The organism is Streptomyces sp. NBC_00988 (assembly GCF_045162645.1).
GTDB lineage: Bacteria > Actinomycetota > Actinomycetes > Streptomycetales > Streptomycetaceae > Streptomyces.
The window spans coordinates 2,796,008-2,818,114 of record NZ_CP108730.1 but is presented as its reverse complement, the minus strand read 5'-3'; the positions used below and the strand labels follow the sequence as shown (position 1 = coordinate 2,818,114).

At 71.8% G+C, this 22,107-nt stretch carries 1 protein-coding gene; it reads left to right on the top strand.

From position 1 onward, the window contains the following. Positions 1-70: 70 nt before the first annotated feature. Positions 71-22,042 carry a non-ribosomal peptide synthase/polyketide synthase gene (locus OG496_RS12750; protein ID WP_405970946.1) on the top strand — a complete coding sequence of 7,324 codons (21,972 nt, stop codon included), beginning with the start codon at positions 71-73 and terminating at the stop codon, positions 22,040-22,042. The last annotated feature ends 65 nt before the right edge of the window (positions 22,043-22,107 follow it).

Below are 22,107 nucleotides of genomic sequence, written 5' to 3'. Positions count from 1 at the left end.
CTTACCTTACTATGCGAGCGGTCGCGGCTCCGCTGAGCCGTTCCATACGCATGGGGAGGCACGGGCAGCTGTGGCGGGCAACACGCTTTCTTCCGCACGGGCAACGGAGACGAACGACTTCTGGCGACGGCGGTTCGCGTCACCGGTACCGGAGACGTCCCTGCCGCTGGACCACCCCCGTCCGCCACGCGGGGAGGGTGCGGTCTCCCGCGCGCAACGCACGGCAGTCCTCACCGTGACGGCCGACATGGTCACCCAACTCACCGCCTTCGTCGCCCTGTTGCACCGCTACGGCGGCACCGCGGCCACCGAGACGGCGGTAGCCCACGAGGGCCTCCCGCTCCGCGTCACGATCGACGGCGACACCCCGTTCACCGAACTCCGCGACCAGATCACGGCCGTTCGCGCGGAGGCCGCCGCCCACCACCTCCCGACCACCGATCTGCTACGGCTCCTCGCCCCCGAACCCTTCCGCGGCGGCGGCCTGTTGTGCGCCACGGGCTTCGGCCCCACCCCCTGGGACGAGACCGGCCCACTGGACCTGGCCCTCACGGTGACCGACGGCGAGGTGTCGGCGGACTACCGCACCGACCTCTTCTCGCCCGCCACGGTCGAGCTGATCCTCGGCCACTACGGCACTCTCCTCGCCGACGCCGTCGCCCGCCCGGGCACTCCGGTCGCCGACCTCGAACTCCTAGGCGCGGACGAACGGCATCGCATTCTGCACGGCTGGAACGACACCGGGCACGACGTCCCCGCGCTCACCTGGCCCCGCATGTTCGCCGACCAGGTCGCCGCCCGCCCGCACGAGATCGCCCTCATCCACGAGGACGTCCGCCTCACCTACGCCGAACTCGACGCCCGCGCGGCCAAGTTGGCGCACGCCCTGGTGGCCCGTGGCGCCGGTCCCGAGCAGGTCGTGGCGCTCGCCGTACCGCGCTCGGCCGACATGATCGTCGCCGAGGTCGCCGTCCTGAAGTCGGGCGCGGCCTATCTGCCGGTCGACACCGACTACCCGGCCGACCGCATCGCGTACATGCTCGCCGACGCCCGCCCGGTCTGCCTCGTCACCACCGCCGAGATCGCCCCCGATCTTCCGCCGGACCTCGACCCGCTGGTGCTCGACGCCCCCGAGACGGTCGCCGAACTGGCCGCGTACCCGGCCCAAGGCCCGGCAACCGCCGGCGAGTTGACGACCGCGCACGCGGCTTACGTCATCTACACCTCCGGCTCCACGGGCCGCCCCAAGGGCACGGTCCTCTCCCACGCGGGCGTCGCGAAACTCGTCGCCACCCAGCAGGAACGCTTCGGCATCGGCCCGCACAGCCGGGTCCTCCAGTTCGCCTCGCCCAGCTTCGACGTCGCGTTCTGGGACCTGTGCCTCGGCCTGCTCTCCGGCGGCCGCCTGGTCGTCGTCCCCGCCGACCGCCGCGTCCCCGGCGCACCCCTCGCGGACTACGCCAACGAGCACGGCATCACCTTCATGATCCTGCCGCCGGCCCTGCTCGCCGCCATGCCCGAGGACGTCCAACTCCCGCCCCAGGCAACCCTGCTGGCGGGTACGGAACGCGTCTCGCCCGAGCTGGTCGGCCGGTACGCGCCCGGCCGGATGATGTTCAATGCCTATGGCCCGACCGAAGCCACCACCAACTCGACCCTGGGCCTGTGCGACCCGGACACCCCGCCCGGCACCATCGTGCCCATCGGCATCCCCGACCCCGGCACCCGCGCCTACGTCCTCGACGACCGACTGCGCCCCGTCCCCGCCGGTGTCACGGGAGAGCTCTACCTCGGCGGCGCCGGCCTGGCCCGCGGCTACCTCGGCCGCCCCGCCCTCACCGCCGAACGCTTCGTCGCCGACCCCTTCGGCACCCCAGGTGAACGCCTTTACCGCACGGGCGACTTGGTCCGCTGGAAGGCGGACGGCCGACTGGAGTTCCACGGCCGCGTCGACACCCAGGTCAAGATCCGCGGCTTCCGCATCGAACCCGGCGAGATCGAGTCCGTCCTGCGCTCCCACCCGTCCGTCGACCAGGCCGCCGTCATCGTCCGCGAGGACCGCCCCGGCGAACGCCGCCTCGCCGCCTACGTCGTGCCCTCGCTGGACGCCGAGCCGAGTCCCGACGAGGGGGTGGCCGAATGGAAGGACCTGCACGAACTCCTCTACTCCGCCGCCGGATCGGACGGCTTCGAGGAGAACTTCGCCGGCTGGAACAGCATGTACGACGGCCTTCCGATCCCCCTCGCGGACATGCGCGAGTGGCGCGAGGCCACCCTCGACCGCATCCGCGCGCTACGACCCCGGCGCATCCTGGAAATCGGCGTCGGCAGCGGCCTGTTGCTGTCCCGGCTCGCCCCGGACTGCACGGAGTACTGGGGCACCGACCTCTCCGAGGAAGCCGTACGCGCCCTGGACGCCCAGGTGTCCGCCGTCCCCGAACTCGCCGACCGCGTCACCCTGTTGGCCCGCCCCGCGCACGACCTCTCCGGTCTGCCCGAGGGCCACTTCGACACGATCGTCGTGAACTCCGTCATCCAGTACTTCCCCGGTGGGGACTACCTCACGGGCGTACTCCGTGACGCGGCGGCTCTACTCGCCCCCGGCGGCGCGGTGTTCGTCGGCGACGTACGCAACCTGCGACTGCTCCGCACCCTGAGCGCGGCCGTCGAGAGCGGACGGATACTGGACGAGGAGGCGGACGGCGACAAGGAGGCACTGCGCGCTGCCGTGGACCGGGCCGTCGCCTGGGAGGGCGAACTCCTCGTCGACCCCGACTACTTCACGAGCCTCGACGGTCTCAGCGCCGACATCCGCGTCAAGCGCGGCACGCACCACAACGAACTGACCCGCTACCGCTACGACGTTGTGCTCCGACCGCAGTCGGACGCCTCCGAGGAGATCCCCGAGTCGCCCTGGCCCGCGCTGGGTTCGGTGCAGGCGCTGGACGAGCTGCTCGCCGGGAGCCGAGGCTCGGACCGGTTGCGGATCACGGGTATCCCCAACTCCCGTCTCGCCGACGACCTCGCCGCGCTCGACGCCCTCGACGACAGCAGCAGGCCGGCCGCCGGACCGTACGGTGTGGATCCCGAGGCCCTGTACGAGGTCGCCGCGCGGCACGGTTACGAGGTGGCGCTGACCTGGAACGGGGGTGCGGAGGACGGCAGTTTGGACGCCGTGTTCGTCCCTGCCGGGGCCGACCTCGTCACGGTCAACTACCGTCCCGGCGGCGGTCACCCGCTCACCAACCGCCCCGCGCCCTTCCGCAACGTCAACGCCCTGATGTCGACCCTGCGGACACACGCCACCGAATACCTGCCCGACTACATGGTCCCGGCCGCGTTCGTGCCGCTGGACCGGCTGCCCGTCACCCCGAGCGGCAAGCTCGACGCCGCCGCGCTGCCCGTCCCGGACCTCACCCGCCTGCTGAGCGTGGGCCGGGCGCCCGAGACGGCCCGCGAGCAACTGCTGTGCGACCTGTACGCACGGGCGCTCAAGGTGCCCTCGGTCGGTGTCGACGACGACTTCTTCGCACTCGGCGGCGACAGCATCGTCGCCGTCCAACTCCTCATCCTCGCCCGCCGGGCAGGCCTGGGACTCACCCCGCGAGACGTCTTCCGGCACCGTACGGTCGCCGAACTGGCCACGGTCGCGCGGACCGGTACGGCCGACCTCGTTGAAGAGACCCCGTGGCAGACGCTGAGCGATGAAGAACTGGCGTCCGTCCAGGGCGAGTTCCCCGTCACCGTCGAGGAGGTACTGCCCCTCGGCCCGCTTCAAGAGGGCTTCTTCTTCCACGCGTTGGTGGACGGCGCCGAACTCGACGCGTATGTCGTCCAGCAGGTCATCGAGCTGTCCGGACCGGTTGACGGCACCCTGTTGCGCGACGCCGCGCAGCGGCTCGTCGACCGGCACGCCCCGCTGCGCGCCTGCTTCCGCCAGACCCCCGACGGCCACCCCGTCCAGCTCATCGCGTCCGGTCTCGAACTGCCCTGGCACGAGGTCGACCTGTCCGCGCAGGACGACACCACGGTCCGCCGCGACCTCGCCGAGGCAGTCGCCGCCGACGAACGCGCCCACCGCTTCGACCTCGCCCGCCCGCCGCTGATCCGCTGCGCCCTCATCCGCTTCGGCGAGGACCGCAGCCGCCTGGTCCTGACGTTCCATCACATCGTCGCGGACGGCTGGTCCTTGCCGGTCCTGCACCGCGAACTCCTCGCCCTCTACGGCGAGAACCCGACCCCCCTCCCCGAAGTCGCCCCCTACCGCGACTACCTCCGCCGCATCGCCGGCGCCGACCGCGAGGCAGCCCGAGCTGCTTGGAGCACCGCGCTCGCCGGGGTCGACGAGTCCACCCGACTGGTGGAGACCCCGGCGCCCGTCGGACCGGTCGAACCCGCCCAGATCCGCGTCGAGTTGACCGAGCGGATCACCTCCCGGCTCGCCGCCCGCGCCCGGGAACGCGGAGTCACCCTCGGCACGCTCGTCCAGGGCGCCTGGGGCCTGCTCATCGGTCGTATGACGGGCCGCGAGGACGTGCTGTTCGGCACCACGGTCGCCGGACGTGACGCCGCGGTCGACGGCATCGAGTCGATGATCGGTCTGTTCATCAACACCCTGCCCACCCGGCTGCGTTGGACTCCGGGGGACACCCTGGGCGGCCTTCTCGACCGGCTCCAGGACGAGCAGAGCGCGCTTCTCGACCACCAGCACCTCGGCCTCGCCGACATCCAGCGCGCCACCGGGCACGCGGGCGACGGTGAACTCTTCGACACCCTCGTGGTGTTCGAGAACTACCCCGGCGGCGAGGGCGCCCCGGGCATCACCGACCCCACCGGCACGATCGCCGTCGCAGGACACACCTTCCACGACGCCGTGCACTACCCCCTGGCCCTCATCGTCAAGCCCGGCCGCCGTCTCGACCTGCGCCTCAAGCACCACGCCCGCCGTCTCGACGCCGACGCCGTGCGGTCCCTCGCCGACCGGCTCACTCTCATCCTGCACGCGCTGGCGGACGACCCCGGCGCCCACGTCGCGGACCTCGACCTGCTGACCCCGGAGGAGTTGGCGGACGCGCATCCGGCGGGGGAGATCCGGCCGGTTCCGGCGACCACGCTCGCCGCCGCGTTCGCGGCGCAGGTCGCGCGTACTCCGGACGCCACGGCTGTCGTCTACGACGGCACGACCACGCTCACCTACGCCGAACTGGACGCGCGCGCCACGGAGTTGGCCGCGAGGTTGCGGGCCAAGGGTGTCGGCCGGGAGCGGTTCGTCGCCGTCGCCGTACCCCGGTCGGCGGAGCTGATGGTGGCGCTGTTGGGCGTCCTGAAGTCGGGGGCCGCCTATCTGCCCCTCGACCTGGACTATCCGGCGGAGCGGCTCGCGTACATGCTGGCCGACTCGGGGGCGACGACGGTCGTCACGACGGAACGGGACGCGCACCGGCTGCCGCCGGTCGAGGACCTGGACGTGCTGCGTGTGGACGCGGAGAGCGGCGAAGTCCTGCGAGTGGAGGCGGAGTTCGGAGACATCCCGGCCGCCGAACTCCCTGCCCCCGCCCGCCCAGACGACCCTGCCTACCTCATCTACACCTCCGGCTCCACCGGCCGCCCCAAGGGCGTCGTCGTCACCCACCGGGCCATCGGCAACCGACTGGCCTGGATGCAGGGCGCGTACGAACTCACCGCTGACGACCGGGTGTTGCAGAAGACGCCGTCCGGCTTCGACGTGAGCGTGTGGGAGTTCTTCTGGGCGCTGTGCGAGGGCGCCGCAGTCGTCCTCGCCGCCCCCGACGGACACCGCGACCCCGCCTATCTGGCCCGCCTGATCCGGGCGGAGGGCGTCACGACGATGCACTTCGTGCCGTCGATGCTGGAGGCCTTCCTCGCTTCCGACGAGGTCACCGCCGACCCCGCGTGGGCGGGCAGCCTGCGCCGCGTGTTCAGCAGCGGCGAGGCCCTGGCCGGGTCCGCCGCCCACCGCTGGCACGAACTGACCGGCGTCCCGCTGCACAACCTCTACGGCCCCACCGAGGCTGCCGTGGACGTGAGTTACCACGCCTACGACGGCTCGCCCGACACCACCGTGCCCATCGGCCGACCCGTGTGGAACACCGGACTGCGCGTGCTCGATTCATGCCTGCGCCCGGTCCCCGACGGCGTGCCCGGCGAGCTGTACCTGACCGGCGTCCAGCTGGCCCGCGGCTACCACCGGCGCCCCGCGCTCACCGCCGACCGCTTCGTCGCCGACCCGTACGCCACCGAGCCCGGCGCCCGCATGTACCGCACCGGCGACCTGGTACGCCGCCGCCCCGACGGCACGATCGACTACCTCGGCCGCACCGACCGCCAGGTCAAACTCCGCGGCAACAGGGTCGAACTCGGCGAGATCGAGGCCGAGTTGACCCGCCTGCCCGCTGTTTCCCGGGGCGCGGTCGTCGTGCGCGACCAGCGACTCGTCGCCTACGCAGTCCCGGTCGCCGGAGCCACCGTGGACCCGGCCGACCTGCGTGCCGCCCTCGCGGACGCGCTGCCCGCGCCCCTGGTCCCGGAGGCGTACGTCGTCCTCGCGGACCTCCCGCTGACGCCCAGCGGCAAGCTGGACCAGGCCGCGCTGCCCGCCCCCGAGGCCGAACGCGCCGAACGCCGTTCGCCCGCAGGGCCGTTGGAGCGGCAGCTCACCGAGATCTTCGCGGCCGTCCTCGGCATCGAGGACGCGGGACCCGACGACGACTTCTTCCGCCTCGGCGGCGACAGCATCAGCTCCATCGGCGTCGCCAGCCGGGCCCGCGCGGCCGGCCTGGACCTGAGTCCACGTGACGTGTTCACCCACCGCACCCCGGCCGCCCTTGCGACGGCAGCCGGCATCACAACGGCTGCCCCGGCCAACCGAGTTGAGACCTTCGACCTCACCGAGGCCGAGCACACCCGCGTCCGCGCCGTCGCCGCCCCGGCGGAGGTTGCCGACGTATGGCCGCTGGCCCCGCTCCAGGAGGGCCTGTTCTTCCACTCGGCGTACGACGAGGGCGCGTTGGACGTCTACACCGTCCACGAGACCTTCGACTTCGCGACCCGCCTCGACACCACCCGGCTGCGCGCCGCCGTCCGCACCCTTCTCGACCGCAACCCCGGCCTGCGTGCGGGCTTCACCAGCGACGGCCTCGACCAGCCGGTGCAGTTCATCGTCGAGAACCCGGACATCCCCCTCGAAGAGGTCGACCTCTCTCTCCTCCCCGCCACCGAACAGGACGTGCTCCTAAGGGAGTTGACGAATGCCGAGCGCAACCGCCGCTTTGACCTCTCCGCACCCCCGCTCTTCCGCCTCCTCCTGCTCCGCTTTGGCGCGGAACGCGGCGACCGCCTCGTCATCGGCCGCCACCTGATCCTCTGGGACGGCTGGTCGGCATGGCTGTTCCTCGACGAACTGTTCGCGCTCTACGAGACGGGCGGCGGCGCCAACGTCCTGCCCGCACCCGGCAGTTACCGCGACTACCTGACCTGGCTTGAGGAGCAGGACGACTCGGTCGCCACGGCTGCCTGGCGCACCGCGCTCGCCGGTCTCGACGAGCCGACGCTGCTCGCCCCCACCGCCACCGACGGTCTCGAACCGGTCATCCCCGACCAGCTCGACGTACGCCTGTCCGTCGAACTCGGCGACCGGCTCCGCGAGTTGGCCCCGGCTCATGGCCTGACCCTCAACACCCTTCTCAACGCGGCCTGGGGACTCACCCTCGCCTCCGCGACCGGCCGCGCCGACGTCGTGTTCGGCACGACCGTCGCCGGCCGGCCCAGCGAGGTCCCGGACGTCGGCAACATCATCGGCCTGTTCCTCAACACGGTCCCGACCCGCATCGCCCTCGACCCCGCCGAGCCGGTCCTCGACCTGCTCCGCCGCATCCAGGGCGAACGCCTCGACCTCATGCCGCACGAGCACTTGAGCCTCGGTGTGCTCCAGGCCGAGACCGGGCACCGGAAGCTCTTCGACACGCTGTTCGTGCTGCGCAACAACGACACCGAGGAGCGGCTGGCGGACCTGAAGACCCGGCACGGCGCCACGGCCGTCGCCAACGTTGACGCCACGCACTACCCGGCCAACCTCGTCATCACCCCGGGCCGCGAGATCGCCGTCACCCTCACCCACCGCCCCGACCTCGTCCCAACTGACCGCGCCCAGGCCCTCCTCGACCGCTTCGCGCTCCTCGTCGACCGCCTCACCGCCGACGTCACGGCACCGGTCGGCTCCCTCGACCCGCTCCTGCCCTCCGAACACGAGGTGCTACGACGGGAGTCGGCGGCCAGTCGTGTCCCCGACCCCGAGGACACCATCGCGGACCTGCTGGCCGCGCAGGCGGAACGCACCCCGGACGAACGGGCCCTCGTCTTCGGCGAACGCAGCATGACCTACGCCGAACTCGACGCCGCCGTCAACCGGATGGCCCGGTTGCTGATCGACCGGGGCGCGGGCCCCGAGAAGGTCGTCGCCCTCGCTCTGCCGCGCTCCCTCGACATGGTGGTCGCCCTCTTCGCGGTCCTGCGCACCGGAGCGGCCTACCTGCCCCTGGAGTTGGACCACCCGGCCGACCGTCTCTCCCTGATGCTGGCCGACGCCCGCCCGCTCCTGCTGCTCAGCACCACAGCCGTATCGGCCACGCTGGACGGCGAGATGAGGCGCGTGCTGCTCGACACCCCGGAGATCAAGGGGGAGTTGACGGCCCAGTCGGATGCACCCGTCCGCCTCCGCTTCAGCCTCGAACACCCCGCCTACGTCATCTACACCTCCGGCTCCACCGGCCGCCCCAAGGGTGTCGTCACCCCCTACCGGGGCCTGACGAACATGCAGTTGAACCACCAGAAGGAGATCTTCGAGCCCGCCATCGCCTCGGCCGGCGGGCGGCGGCTGCGCATCGCGCACACCGTGTCCTTCGCCTTCGACATGTCGTGGGAAGAGCTGCTGTGGCTCGTCGAGGGCCACGAAGTGCACGTCTGCGACGAGGAGTTGAGGCGTGACGCCGAGGCGCTGGTCGCCTACTGTGAACGCCACCGCGTCGACGTCGTCAACGTCACGCCCACCTACGCCCGACTCCTCATCGAGCAGGGCCTGTTGGAGGGCCACGTCCCGCCGCTCGTCCTGCTCGGCGGTGAGGCCGTCCCCGAGACGGTGTGGACGGCGCTGCGCGACACCGAGGGGACGTACGGCTACAACCTGTACGGGCCGACCGAGTACACCATCAACACCCTCGGCGGCGGCACCCTCGACAGCGACACACCCACCGTCGGCAAGCCCATCCGCGGCACCCGTGCCCACATCCTCGACGCCTGGCTGCGCCCGGTGCCCGACGGCGTCCCGGGCGAGCTGTACATCGCCGGAATCGGCCTGGCCCGTGGGTACTTGGACCGCCCAGCGCTGACCGCCGAACGCTTCGTCGCCGACCCGTTCGGCGAACCCGGCGAACGCATGTACCGCACCGGCGACCTGGTGCGCCGCAACCCCGACGGCAACCTCGACTTCCTCGGCCGCACCGACGACCAGGTCAAGATCCGCGGCTACCGCATCGAACCCGGTGAGATCGAATCCGCCCTCAGCCGCCACCCGTTGGTCGCCCAGGCCGCCGTCGTCGTCCGCGACGAACGCCTCGTCGGCTATGTCGTCCCCTCCGGTGCCGACTCGGCCGAACGCACCGCCGCCGAGGCCGCGCAGGTGGGGGAGTGGCAGGAGATCTACTCCGACGAGTACGAGGAGATCGGCACCGCCGTCTTCACCGAGCAGTACGACGGCTGGGACAGCTCCTACGACGGACAGCCCATCCCCTTCGAGGAGATGCACGAGTGGCGCGAGGCCACCCTCGCCCGCATCGGCGCCGTCAAGCCCCGCCGCATCCTCGAAATCGGCGTCGGATCAGGCCTGTTGCTGTCCCGGCTCGCCCCCGACGCGGAGGCGTACTGGGCAACTGACTTCGCCGCGCCCGTCATTCGCAAGATCGGCGAGGAAGTACGGCGCGACCCTGCCCTCGCTTCCAAGGTCGAACTGCGCTGCCGCCCGGCCGAGGACCTGAGCGGCCTGCCGTTCGCCTACTTCGACACGATCGTCATCAACTCCGTCATCCAGTACTTCCCGAGCATCGACCACCTGACCGCCGTGCTGCACGGCGCCATGGAGCTACTCGCGCCCGGCGGGGCCCTGTTCGTCGGAGACGTACGCAACCTGCGCCTCGCGGGCACCTTCCACACCGAGATCCAGCGCACCCGGGGCACCGCCGAGGCGGACCTGGAGCGGGCGGTGGAACGCGGCCTGCGCCTGGAGAAGGAACTCCTCGTAGACCCCGACTACTTCACCACCCTCGGCTACGGCGTCGACCTGCGCACCAAGCGCGCCCACCACCACAACGAGCTGAGCCGGCACCGCTACGACGTCGTCCTCTACGCCGATGACCCGGACGTACGCCTGGACAGCATTCCGTCCGTCGACTGGGCCACCGGGAACACCATCGGCGAACTCCTGCGCGGAGACTGGTCGTCGGCCGAGGGGATCGGTGAACTCCTGCGCGGTGGTTGGTCCGCGACCGGCGCCACGTCCGAACGCCCGCGCGGCGAACGGCCCGAGGCGCTCCGCTTCACCGGCATCCCCGACGGCCGTACGACCGAGACGGGAGTCGATCCCGAGCACCTGCACGAACTCGGCACGGCTGCCGGATACCAGGTGCTGACGACCTGGTCGGGGGAGACGGGGACCTACGACGCCGTCTTCCTGAAGTCCGCCGAACTGCGCCTGACCGGCGGTCTGTTCAGGCCCGGCGACGGTACCCACCCCTACGCCAACGACCCCACCGCCGCCCGTGAGGCGAGCGCGTTGGTGCGGCGGCTGCGTGAGGACCTGGGCCGTGAACTGCCCGACTACATGGTCCCGTCGGCCTTCGTCACCGTCGACGGCCTGCCCATGAACGCCAACGGCAAGCTCGACGTCCGCGCCCTGCCCGACGCCGAACCCGCCGTCGCCCTCGGCGGCGGACGTGGCCCGCGCACCCCGCAGGAAGAGGTGCTCTGCCGCCTGTTCGCCGAGGTGCTGGGACTGCCGGAGGTCGGCGCCGAGGACAACTTCTTCGACCTGGGCGGCCATTCACTCCTCGCCACCCGTCTGGTCAGCCGCGCCCGCACCGAACTCGGCGCCGAACTCGCCATCCGCGACCTCTTCGAGGCCCCCACCCCGGCGCTGCTCGCGGGCCGCGCCGACCAGGCGAGCCCGGCCCGCCCGGCGGTGACCCCGGTCGCCGAACGGCCCGACCGCATCCCGCTGTCGGCCGCCCAGCGACGGCTGTTGCTCGTCGAGGAGATCACCGGCAGCGGCGTCGCCTACAACTTCCCGCTGGCCTTCCGGCTGCGCGGCACCCTCGACGCCGATGCGCTGGCCGCCGCCCTGGGGGACGTCGCCGGACGCCACGAGGCACTGCGGACGGTCTTCCCGACCCACGAGGGCGTGCCGTACCAGCGGATCGTTCCGGTCGAGGACGCGATCCCTGCCTTCACGATCGTCGACTGCGCGGAGGGTGAACTGCCCGCGCTGATCGAGTTCGCCCAGCGCCGCCCCTTCGACCTCACCACCGAACTGCCTTTGCGCTGCGAGGTGTTCAGGCTCGGCCCGGACGAGCACGTGGTGGCCGTCATCCTGCACCACATCACCACCGACGAGTGGTCCGACCGCCCCTTCCTCGCCGACCTCGACACCGCCTACGCGGCCCGCCGCGAGGGTCGTGCAGCCGAGTGGGCGCCGCTGCCGGTGCAGTACGCCGACTACACCCTCTGGCAGGACGACCTGCTCGCCCGCACCGGCGAGGCCCAACTCGCCCACTGGGCAGACGCGTTGCGCGGCCTGCCCGACGAACTCGCCCTCCCGACCGACCGACCGCGCCCCGCCGAACCGACCGGCCACGGCGGCAAGGTTCGTCTGGAACTGCCCACTGCTACCGGTCACGCCCTGCGCGACCTCTCCGGAGCCACCGGAACCAGCATGTTCATGCTGTTCCAGGCGGCCACCGCTGCCCTGCTGAACCGGCTCGGCGCGGGCGAGGACATCCCGCTCGGCGCCCCCATCGCGGGCCGCACCGACGAGGCACTCGCCGACCTGGTGGGCTTCTTCGTCAACACCTTGGTGCTGCGGACGGATGTGTCCGGCCACGAGCTGACCTTCCGCGAACTACTGGGCCGGGTAAGGGAGTCGTCCCTTGCCGCCTTCGAGTACCAGGACCTGCCCTTCGACCGGGTCGTCGAGGCTCTCAACCCGCCCCGCGTCGCCGGGCGCAACCCGCTCTTCCAGGTCATGCTCGGCTACCACCACCGCCCCGACGGCGACCCGGACGTACTCGGCCTCGCGACCGAGTGGTTCGACATGGACACCGGCATGGCGAAGTTCGACCTGCACTTCACCTTCGTCGACGAGACGGGCAGCGACCGGGTGGTCCTGCTCCTGGAGTACGCGACCGACCTCTTCGATCACGGCACCGCGGAGCGAATCGCCGGTCACATGGCACGCCTGCTGGACCACGCGGCGGCCGAACCCGACCGCGCCGTAAGGGACTTCGACCTCCTGACGGACGCCGAGCGCGCGTTGGTCCTGGAGGAGTGGAACGACACCGAGCACCCCGTCCCGGCCACCACCCTCCCGGAGCTCTTCCGCGCCCAGGCCGCCCGCACCCCCGACGCCACGGCCCTCGTCTTCGAGGGGCAGGAGCTGACGTACGCGGAGCTGGACGCCCAAGTGGAGCGCACGGCAAGGGTGTTGGCCGCGCTCGGCGCGGTCCCGGAGCAGACCGTGGCGGTAGCGCTCCCGCGCTCACTCGAACTCGTCGTCGCCCTCCTCGCCGTACACCGAACCGGAGCCGCCTACCTCCCGCTCGACCCGGACTACCCGGAGGAGCGCCTCGCCCTCATGGTCGAGGACGCCCGCCCGGTGCACGTCATACGCGACACGCTGCCGACCGGTCCCGAGAGTCAACTCCCCACGTCCTACGACCCGTCGAGCCCCGCGTACGTCATCTACACGTCCGGTTCCACCGGCCGCCCCAAGGGCGTCGTCGTCCCGCACGAGGGCATCGTCAACCGGCTGCTCTGGATGCAGGACGCGTACGGCCTGACGGCTGCCGACCGGGTGCTCCAGAAGACGCCGTCCAGCTTCGACGTGTCGGTGTGGGAGTTCTTCTGGCCGCTGATCACCGGCGCCACGCTCGTCGTCGCACGCCCCGAAGGCCATCGGGACCCGGCCTACTTGGCCCGCCTGATCCGCGAACAGGGCGTCACCACCGTCCACTTCGTGCCGTCCATGCTCCAACTCTTCCTGGAGGAGCCTTCGGTAGCGGACTGCGCAGGCCTGCGCCGCGTGATGTGCAGCGGCGAGGCTCTGCCCGTCGCCCTCACCCACCGTTTCCACGAGGTCCTGACCACCGCCGAACTACACAACCTCTACGGCCCGACCGAGGCCTCGGTCGACGTGACGGCCGTGGAGATCGGCCCGGACGCGACAAGTGTCCCGATCGGCCGGCCGGTGTGGAACACCCGCACCTACGTCCTCGACGCAGGCCTGCGCCCCGTCCCGGTGGGCGTCCCGGGCGAGTTGTACCTCGCGGGCGTCCAACTGGCGCGCGGCTACCTCGACCGGCCCGGCTTGACTGCCGAGCGGTTCGTCGCCGACCCGTACGGCGCCCCCGGCACCCGCATGTACCGCACCGGTGACCTGGCCCGCTGGAACGCCGACGGCACGATCGAGTACCTGGGCCGCACCGACGACCAGGTGAAGGTACGCGGCTTCCGCGTCGAACCCGGCGAGATCGAGGGCGCGTTGACGGCGCACCGGTCCGTCGCCTACGCCGTCGTCGTGGTCCGGGAACAGCGCCTCGTCGCGTATGTGGTCCCGGCCGGAGACGGTAGCGGATCGGTGGATGTCACGGCCCTCCGAGCCCACACCGGTGCCGCCCTTCCCGCCCACATGGTCCCCGCCGCCTTCGTCACGCTCGACGCGCTGCCCCTCACCCCCAACGGCAAGCTCGACCGTGCCGCCCTGCCCGCCCCCGACTTCACGACCAACACCGGTACGGGCGCGGGCACTTCGCCCCGCAGCCCGCGTGAGGAGATCCTCGCCGGACTCTTCGGTGACGTTCTCGGTCTCGAACGCGTCGGCGCCGACGACGACTTCTTCACCCTTGGCGGCCACTCCCTGCTCGCCATGCGCCTGGTCAGCCGCGTCCGCACGGTACTTGGCGCCGACCTCACCGTCCGCACCGTCTTCGAGGCGTCCACGCCCGCACTCCTCGCGGCCTGCCTCGACGACCGGGCCGGCGGACTGCCCGCTCTCGTCCCCGCCGAGCGACCCGACGAACTCCCGCTCTCCTACGCCCAGCAGCGCCTGTGGCTCCTTCACCGCATCGAGGGCCCGGGAGCCACGTACAACATCCCGGCCGCCTGGCGACTCACCGGAACACTCGACCGGGACGCCCTGGCCGCCGCCCTGGACGACCTCGCCGTACGACACGAGAGCCTGAGCACGGTCTTCCCCGAACGGGACGGCCGTCCCCACCAGGTCGTGCTGGGCGAGGCCTCCGTGCCCCTCCATCACAGCCGCGTCACGGAGACCGAACTGGCTGCCGGGCTCGCCGAGGCCGCCGCGCGCGGCTTCGAGATCGACCGTGAACTCCCGCTGCGGGCCCATGTGTTCGAAGTGAGCGAGGACGAGCATGTCCTGCTGCTGGTGCTGCACCACATCGCCGGCGATCAGTGGTCCGACGGCCCGTTGTGGCGTGACCTGGCCACCGCCTACGAGGCCCGCCGCGAGGGACACGCGCCCGAGTGGACTCCGCTGCCGGTGCAGTACGCCGACTACGCCCTCTGGCACCGGGAGGCGCTCGGCGACCCCGACGCCCCGGACAGCCGACAGTCCCGTCAACTCGCCTACTGGCAGAACACTTTGGCAGGCCTGCCGGACGAACTCGCGCTGCCCACCGACCGCCCCCGCCCACTGGAGAGCAGCCACCAGGGTGGCGCGGTCGGCCTGACCCTCGACGCCGAACGGACCCGGCAGCTGCGCGTGTTGGCCCGCCGCCACGGCGTGAGTATGTTCATGGTCTCCCAGGCAGCAGTGGCCGCACTGCTGCACCGGCTCGGCGCCGGGGACGACATCCCGCTCGGCGCGCCCATCTCCGGGCGGGGCGACGAACACCTCGAAGACCTGGTCGGTTTCTTCGTCAACACCCTTGTCCTGCGCACCGATCTGTCCGGCGACCCCACGTTCGCCGATCTGCTCGTCCGCGTCCGGGACACCGACCTCGCCGCCTACGAACACCAGGACCTGCCCTTCGAGCGGCTGGTGGAGGCGGTCAACCCGACCCGCTCACTGGCGAGGCATCCGCTGTTCCAGGTGATGGTCGTCCACCTCGACGACGAGGGCGCGACCCCCGCCCTGCCCGGCCTCACCGCCCGCCGTGAGGAACTCGGCCAGCAGGGCGCCAAGTTCGACCTCAGCTTCGACTTCGTCGAGCAGGGCGAGGACGGTATGCGGTGCTGGATCGAGTACAGCGCCGACCTCCTCGACCAGTCGACCGCCGAACTCCTCGCCCAGCGGCTTGAGTTGCTGCTCGCTCAGGTCGCCACGGACCCGGATCGACGAGTCGGCGCGCTCGACGTCCTGCGCGACGACGAACGTGCCCTCGTTCTCACCGACTGGAACAACACCGCACGCATCGTCCCCGACCTCACCCTCCCGGAACTCTTCCGCGCCCAGGTCACCCGCACCCCCGAGGCCACGGCGGTCGTCTTCGAGGACACCGCCCTCACCTACGCCGAACTCGACCTGCGTGTCGAGCGGTTGGCGCACGCGCTCGCCGCGCAGGGAGCGCGGGCCGAGGCGGTCGTAGCCGTGGCGCTTCCCCGTTCTCTCGCCCTCGTGGTGTCCCTCCTCGCGGTCCACCGCGCGGGCGCCGCCTACCTGCCCCTCGACACCGGCTACCCGGCCGAACGGCTCGCCTACACACTCACCGACGCCCGCCCGGTCTGCCTGATCACCACCGAAGGCGTGACCTTGCCGGACAGCGACGTGCCCACCCTCGCGGTGGACGCGGACGGCACCCCCGACCACCCCGCGTACGTGCCGCTGCCCACCGCCCACGACCCCCGTCACCCCGCCTACGTCATCTACACCTCCGGCTCCACCGGCCGCCCCAAGGGCGTCACCGTCCCCCACCAGGGCATAACTAACCGCCTGTTGTGGATGCAGGACACGTACCGCCTCGACGCCGACGACCGGGTGTTGCAGAAGACCCCGGCCGGGTTCGATGTGTCGGTGTGGGAGTTCTTCTGGCCGCTGATCACCGGCGCCACGCTCGTCGTCGCCCGCCCGGAAGGCCACCAGGACCCGGTCTACCTCGCCGAACTGATTCAACGTCAGCACATCACCACGGCCCACTTCGTGCCGTCGATGCTGCGCGCCTTCCTCGACGAACCTGCCGCCGCCCGCTGCACCGACCTGCTCCAAGCCATGTGCAGCGGCGAGGCGTTGCCCGCCCCTCTGGCCGCCCGCTTCCACCAGGTCCTCCCGGGCAGCCGCCTGCACAACCTCTACGGCCCGACCGAGGCATCCGTCGACGTCACCGCCCACGAGGTTCCCGCCGTCCCGGCCACCGTGCCGATCGGGCGCCCGGTGTGGAACACCCGCACCTATGTCCTGGACGCTGGACTCCGCCCCGTGCCGCCCGGTGTAGCCGGCGAACTGTATCTGGCGGGCGTCCAGTTGGCGCGCGGCTACCTGGGCCGGTCCGCCCTCACCGCCGAACGCTTCGTCGCCGACCCGTACGCCACTGAGCCCGGCACCCGCATGTACCGCACCGGCGACCTGGCCCGCTGGACCAGGGACGGCGAACTGGAGTACCTCGGTCGCGCCGACGACCAGGTCAAGCTGCGCGGCTTCCGCATCGAACTCGGCGAGATCGAGAGCGTGTTGGCCTCTCACGAGAGCGTCGCGCACGCCACCGTCGTCCTTCGGGACGAACGCCTCGTCGCATACGTCGTGGCGGAGGGCGCTGTGGACCCGGCTCAACTCCGTGCGCACACGGCCCAGTTGCTGCCCGACCACATGGTCCCGGCTGCCGTCGTTTCCCTCGACGCCCTCCCGCTCACCCCCAACGGCAAGCTCGACCGCCGTGCCCTGCCCGCCCCCGACTTCGCCGCCGAAGTTACCGACACCCGCCCGCGCACACCGCTGGAGGAGACCCTCTGCGCCCTCGTCGCGGACGTGCTCGGTCTCGAACGCGTCGGTGTCGAGGGCGACTTCTTCTCGCTCGGCGGCGACAGCATCGTCGCCATGCAACTGGTCGCCCGGGCTCGCGCCGCCGGGCTCACCTTCAGTCCGCGTGACGTCTTCCGCCACAAGTCGGCGGCGGGGCTGGCCACAGTGACCGCCTCCACGGTCACCACCGCCGACCGCGACGACGTCATCCTGCTCGACCTCACTGACGACGAGCGCGCCGAACTGGCCGCCCTGCCCGCCGGAACAGAGGTACTCCCCGTCTCCCCGCTCCAGGCCGGCCTGCTCTTCCATGCCGCCCTCGACTCCGGCGACGACGGACCGGACGTGTACACCGTCCAGGTCTCCTACGACCTCGAAGGCCCCCTGGACGCCGGCCGGTTGCACACCGCGGCCCAGTCCGTGCTCGACGCGCACGAGAACCTGCGCAGCGGCTTCCGGCACCTGTCCTCCGGGCGGCCCGTCGCCGTCGTACCGCGCACGGCCGTACTGCCCTGGCGGCAGCTCGACTTGGCTGATGACCCCGAGGAGTGGGAGCGGCTGCTCGTCCAGGAGCGGCGCCGGTTCGACCCCGAACGGCCGCCGCTGCTCAGGCTGTTGCTGGCCCGGCTCGGTCCGGACCGGCACCGGCTCGTGCTCTCGCACCAGCATCTCCTGCTGGACGGCTGGTCGTTGCCGCTGCTCACCGCCGAACTGTGGGCGCGCTACGAGGGCCGTACGCCCCCCGCGCCCGCTCCGTACCGCGAGCACCTGCGGCTGCTGGCCGCCCAGGACCCAGCCGTCTCCACCGCCGCGTGGGCCGAGGCCCTCGGCGGGCTGGCGGAGCCGACGCGCCTCGCGCCCGTCGACCCCGACCGTGCCGCCGTCGTACCGAGCACCCACACCGTGGAGTTGGACCCGGAACGCACGGCCGAGTTGGAGGCGTTCGCGCGCAGCCAGGGCGTCACCGTCAACACCCTTGTCCAGGCCGCCTGGGGCGTGCTGCTCGGGCGGCTCACCGGCCGGGACGACGTGGTGTTCGGTGCCACCGTCGCCGGGCGTTCGCCCGAGCTGGCCGGTGCCGAGTCGATGATCGGCCTGTTCATCAACACCATCCCTGTACGGGTACGGGTCCGCCCGGAGGAGAGCACGGCCGCGCTCCTCGACCGGCTCCAGGACGAGCAGTCCCGGCTCATCGCCCACCAGCACCTCGGCCTCGCCGACATCCAGCGGGCCGCCGGACTCGGTGAACTCTTCGACACCCTCGTGGTGTTCGAGTCGTACCCGGTCGCCGACGACGAAGAGGGCGGCGACGGACCGCGCGTCACCGTCCGCGACCACGAGGACTCCACCCACTACCCGTTCGCGTGGGCGGTCGAGCCCGCCGAACGGCTGCGGCTCACCGCCGAGTTCAGGCCCGACATCTTCACGCCTGTCGTCGTACGACGGATCACGGACGCCCTGACGGCCCTGCTCAACGGCATGGCTGCCGACCCCGACCTTCCCGTCGGCCGGCTCGATCTGCTCGATTCCGCCGAGCGGCACACGGTTCTGGAGTCCTGGAACGACACCGCGTTGCCCGCTCCGGAGACCGAACGGCTCGGCACGGTACCGGCATTGTTCGTCGCCCAGGCCGCCGCCGACCCCGGCGCGGTCGCCGTCACCGACGGCCGTACGACATGGACGTTCGCCGAACTCGACGCCCGCACGGACCAGTTGGCCCGCATCCTCGCCGGACACGGCGTCGGACCCGAGCGGATCGTGGCCCTCGCGCTGCCTCGTACCGCCGACCACATCGCCGCGATCCTCGCCGTGATGAAGGCGGGCGCCGCCTATCTGCCCCTCGACCCGGACCTCCCGGAGTCCCGCCTGACCGGCATGCTCGACGACGCCCGCCCCGTGCTGATCCTGGCCGCGGCGGAGACGGCTGCCACGCTGCCCCCAACCACCGTCCCTGTTCTGCGACTTGACGCCCCGATCGAGGGACTGCCGGAGGCCGTACCCGTCGCCCCCGGCCCCGACCACCCCGCCTACGTCATCTACACCTCCGGCTCCACCGGCCGCCCCAAGGGCGTCGTCGTCACCCAGCGAGGCATCGCCAACCTCTTCCACAGCCACCGGCACGACCTGCACGAGGTCGCCAAGCGGCGCACCGGCCTGCGGCGCCTGCGCGTGGGACACGCCTGGTCGTTCTCCTTCGACGCCTCCTGGCAACCGCAGTTGTGGCTGCTGGACGGGCACGCACTGCACATTGCCGACGACGAGACCCGGCGCGACCCCGAACTCCTCGCCGCGTTCATCCGCGACCGGGGCATCGACTTCATCGAGGTCACCCCCTCGCTGCTCGCGCAGATGGCGGACAGCGGGCTGATCGGAGACGAGGGCGACTGCCCGCTCTCCGTCGTCGGCTTCGGCGGCGAGGCCGTACCAGAGTCCCTGTGGACGCGGTTGGCCGCATTGCAGGACACCGAGGCGTTCAACCTCTACGGCCCCACCGAGGCCACCGTCGACGCGCTCGTCGGCCGGGTCCGCGACAGCGCCACCCCGGTCGTCGGACGCCCGGTTCACGAGTCCCGCGCCTACGTCCTCGACACTGCCCTGCGTCCCGTACCGCCGGGCGTCACAGGCGAGTTGTACCTCTCGGGCCCTGGCCTGGCCCGCGGCTATCTCGGCCGGCCCGAACTCACCGCCGAGCGTTTCGTCGCCGACCCGTACGCCACCGAGCCGGGCGAGCGCATGTACCGCACCGGAGACATGGCCCGCTGGACCGAGGACGGCCAGCTGGAGTTCGCCGGCCGCACCGACGACCAGGTCAAGATCCGCGGCTACCGCATCGAACTCGCCGAGATCGAGGGCGCGTTGGACACCCATTCGGCCGTCACGCAGAGCGTGGTCGTGGCCCGCGAACACCGGCCCGGAATCCGGCAGTTGATCGCCTACGTGGTCGCCGACGAGGCGGACGGGACCGAACTCCGCGCCCACGCCGCATCCGCGCTGCCCGACTACATGGTCCCGGCCACAGTGGTCGTCCTCGACCGGCTGCCGCTGCTGTCCAACGGCAAACTCGACCGATCCGCCCTGCCCGCACCGGACTTCACCGCGCAGGGCGGCGGACGGGCCCCTTCGAGCGATACCGAGCGCACCCTCCGCGACCTGTTCGCGGACGCCCTCGGACTGCCGGCCGAGGCCGTCGGCACGGACGACGACTTCTTCACCTTCGGCGGTGACAGCATCGTCGCCATGCAACTGGTCGCCCGGGCCCGTGCCGGTGGGCTGCGGGTCACGCCCCGGCAGGTCTTCCAGCACCGAACTGTCGCCGCCCTCGCGGCCGTTGCCGTCCCGCTCGGCAGCGGCGAACGGCACGCCGTCCACGACGACGGCACCGGGACCGTCCCGCTCACCCCGATCATGCGCGCCCTACTGGAGCGCGGCGGCCCCATCGCCGCCTACCACCAGGCCGCCCTGGTCCAGACCCCGGCAGACCTGACCGAACCCGGCCTGCTGACCGTGCTCAAGGCGCTCGCCGACCGGCACGACATGCTCCGGGCCCAACTCGTCCGCGAACCCGAGTGGTTGCTGCGGGTACCGGCCGCACGGGACACCGACGTCAGCACCTGGCTCACCCGCGCCGACGTGCGCGGGGCGGACGACGACGCACTGCGCGCCGCCATCTCCCGCCACGCCGAGACGGCCCGGGGCGGGCTCGACCCGGACGCGGGCGCGATGGTGCGGGCGGTCTGGTTCGACGCAGGACCCGGACAGCCCGGCCGACTCCTCATCCTCGTCCACCACTTGGTGATCGACGGCGTCTCCTGGCGTGTCCTGCTGCCCGACCTCGCCACCGCCTGGGCAGCGGTCAGGGGCGGCCGTACGCCCGAACTGGCCCCAGTGGAGCTGTCGTTCGGACGCTGGTCCCGGCTCCTCGGAACCCGCGCGACCGACCCGGCCACCGAGGACGAACTGCCGTGGTGGACCTCCGCCCTCGCCGAGGGCGCCGAACTCCCGCTGGCCCGCCGGCTCGACCCGGCCCGGGACACGGTCGCCACGACCCGGTACGTCTCCTTGTCCCTGCCCGCCGACCTCACCGGCCCCTTGCTGAGCCGGGCCCCTGCCGCGTTCGGAGCCACGGTCAACGACGTGCTGCTCACCGCGTTCGCACTGGCGGTCGGTGACTGGCGCACCCGCGCCCTGGGCGCCGAACAGCCTGGCGGCGGACCGGTGTTGGTGGACGTGGAGGGCCACGGTCGCGAGGAGCAACTCGCGGGCGACGCCGACCTGTCCCGTACGGTCGGCTGGTTCACCAGCGTCGTCCCCGTACGGCTCGACCCGGGCGAGACCCAGTTGGCGGACGCCATCACGGAGGGACCCACGCTGGACACGGCTCTGGCCCGTATACGCGAGCACCTCACCGCGCTGCCCACCGCCGGTATCGGACACGGCCTGCTGCGCCACCTCAACCCCGGGACGGGCGCACGTCTCGCCGAACTCGGCGAGCCGCAGATCGAGTTCAACTACATGGGCCGTTTCGACCGCCCGGCGGCGGCCGACTGGTCCTACGCCCCCGAGGACGACGCCGCCGACCTCGACGCCGACCCCCGTCAGCCGATGTCCCACGCCCTGACCCTCAACGCCATCACCGAAGACCGCCCGGAGGGACCGGAGTTGAGCGCCCACTGGGCGTACGCCGCCGAACTCCTCACCGAGGAACAGGTACGGGACCTGGCCCGCACCTGGTTCCGGGCGCTGGAGGCGGTCGTACGACGAGCGGCCGTACTCGACAAGCCCTGACCCGACCGGACCTACCCAACCGACTGACTCACCCGACCGCATCAGAGAGGCAGGGAACCCCCGAC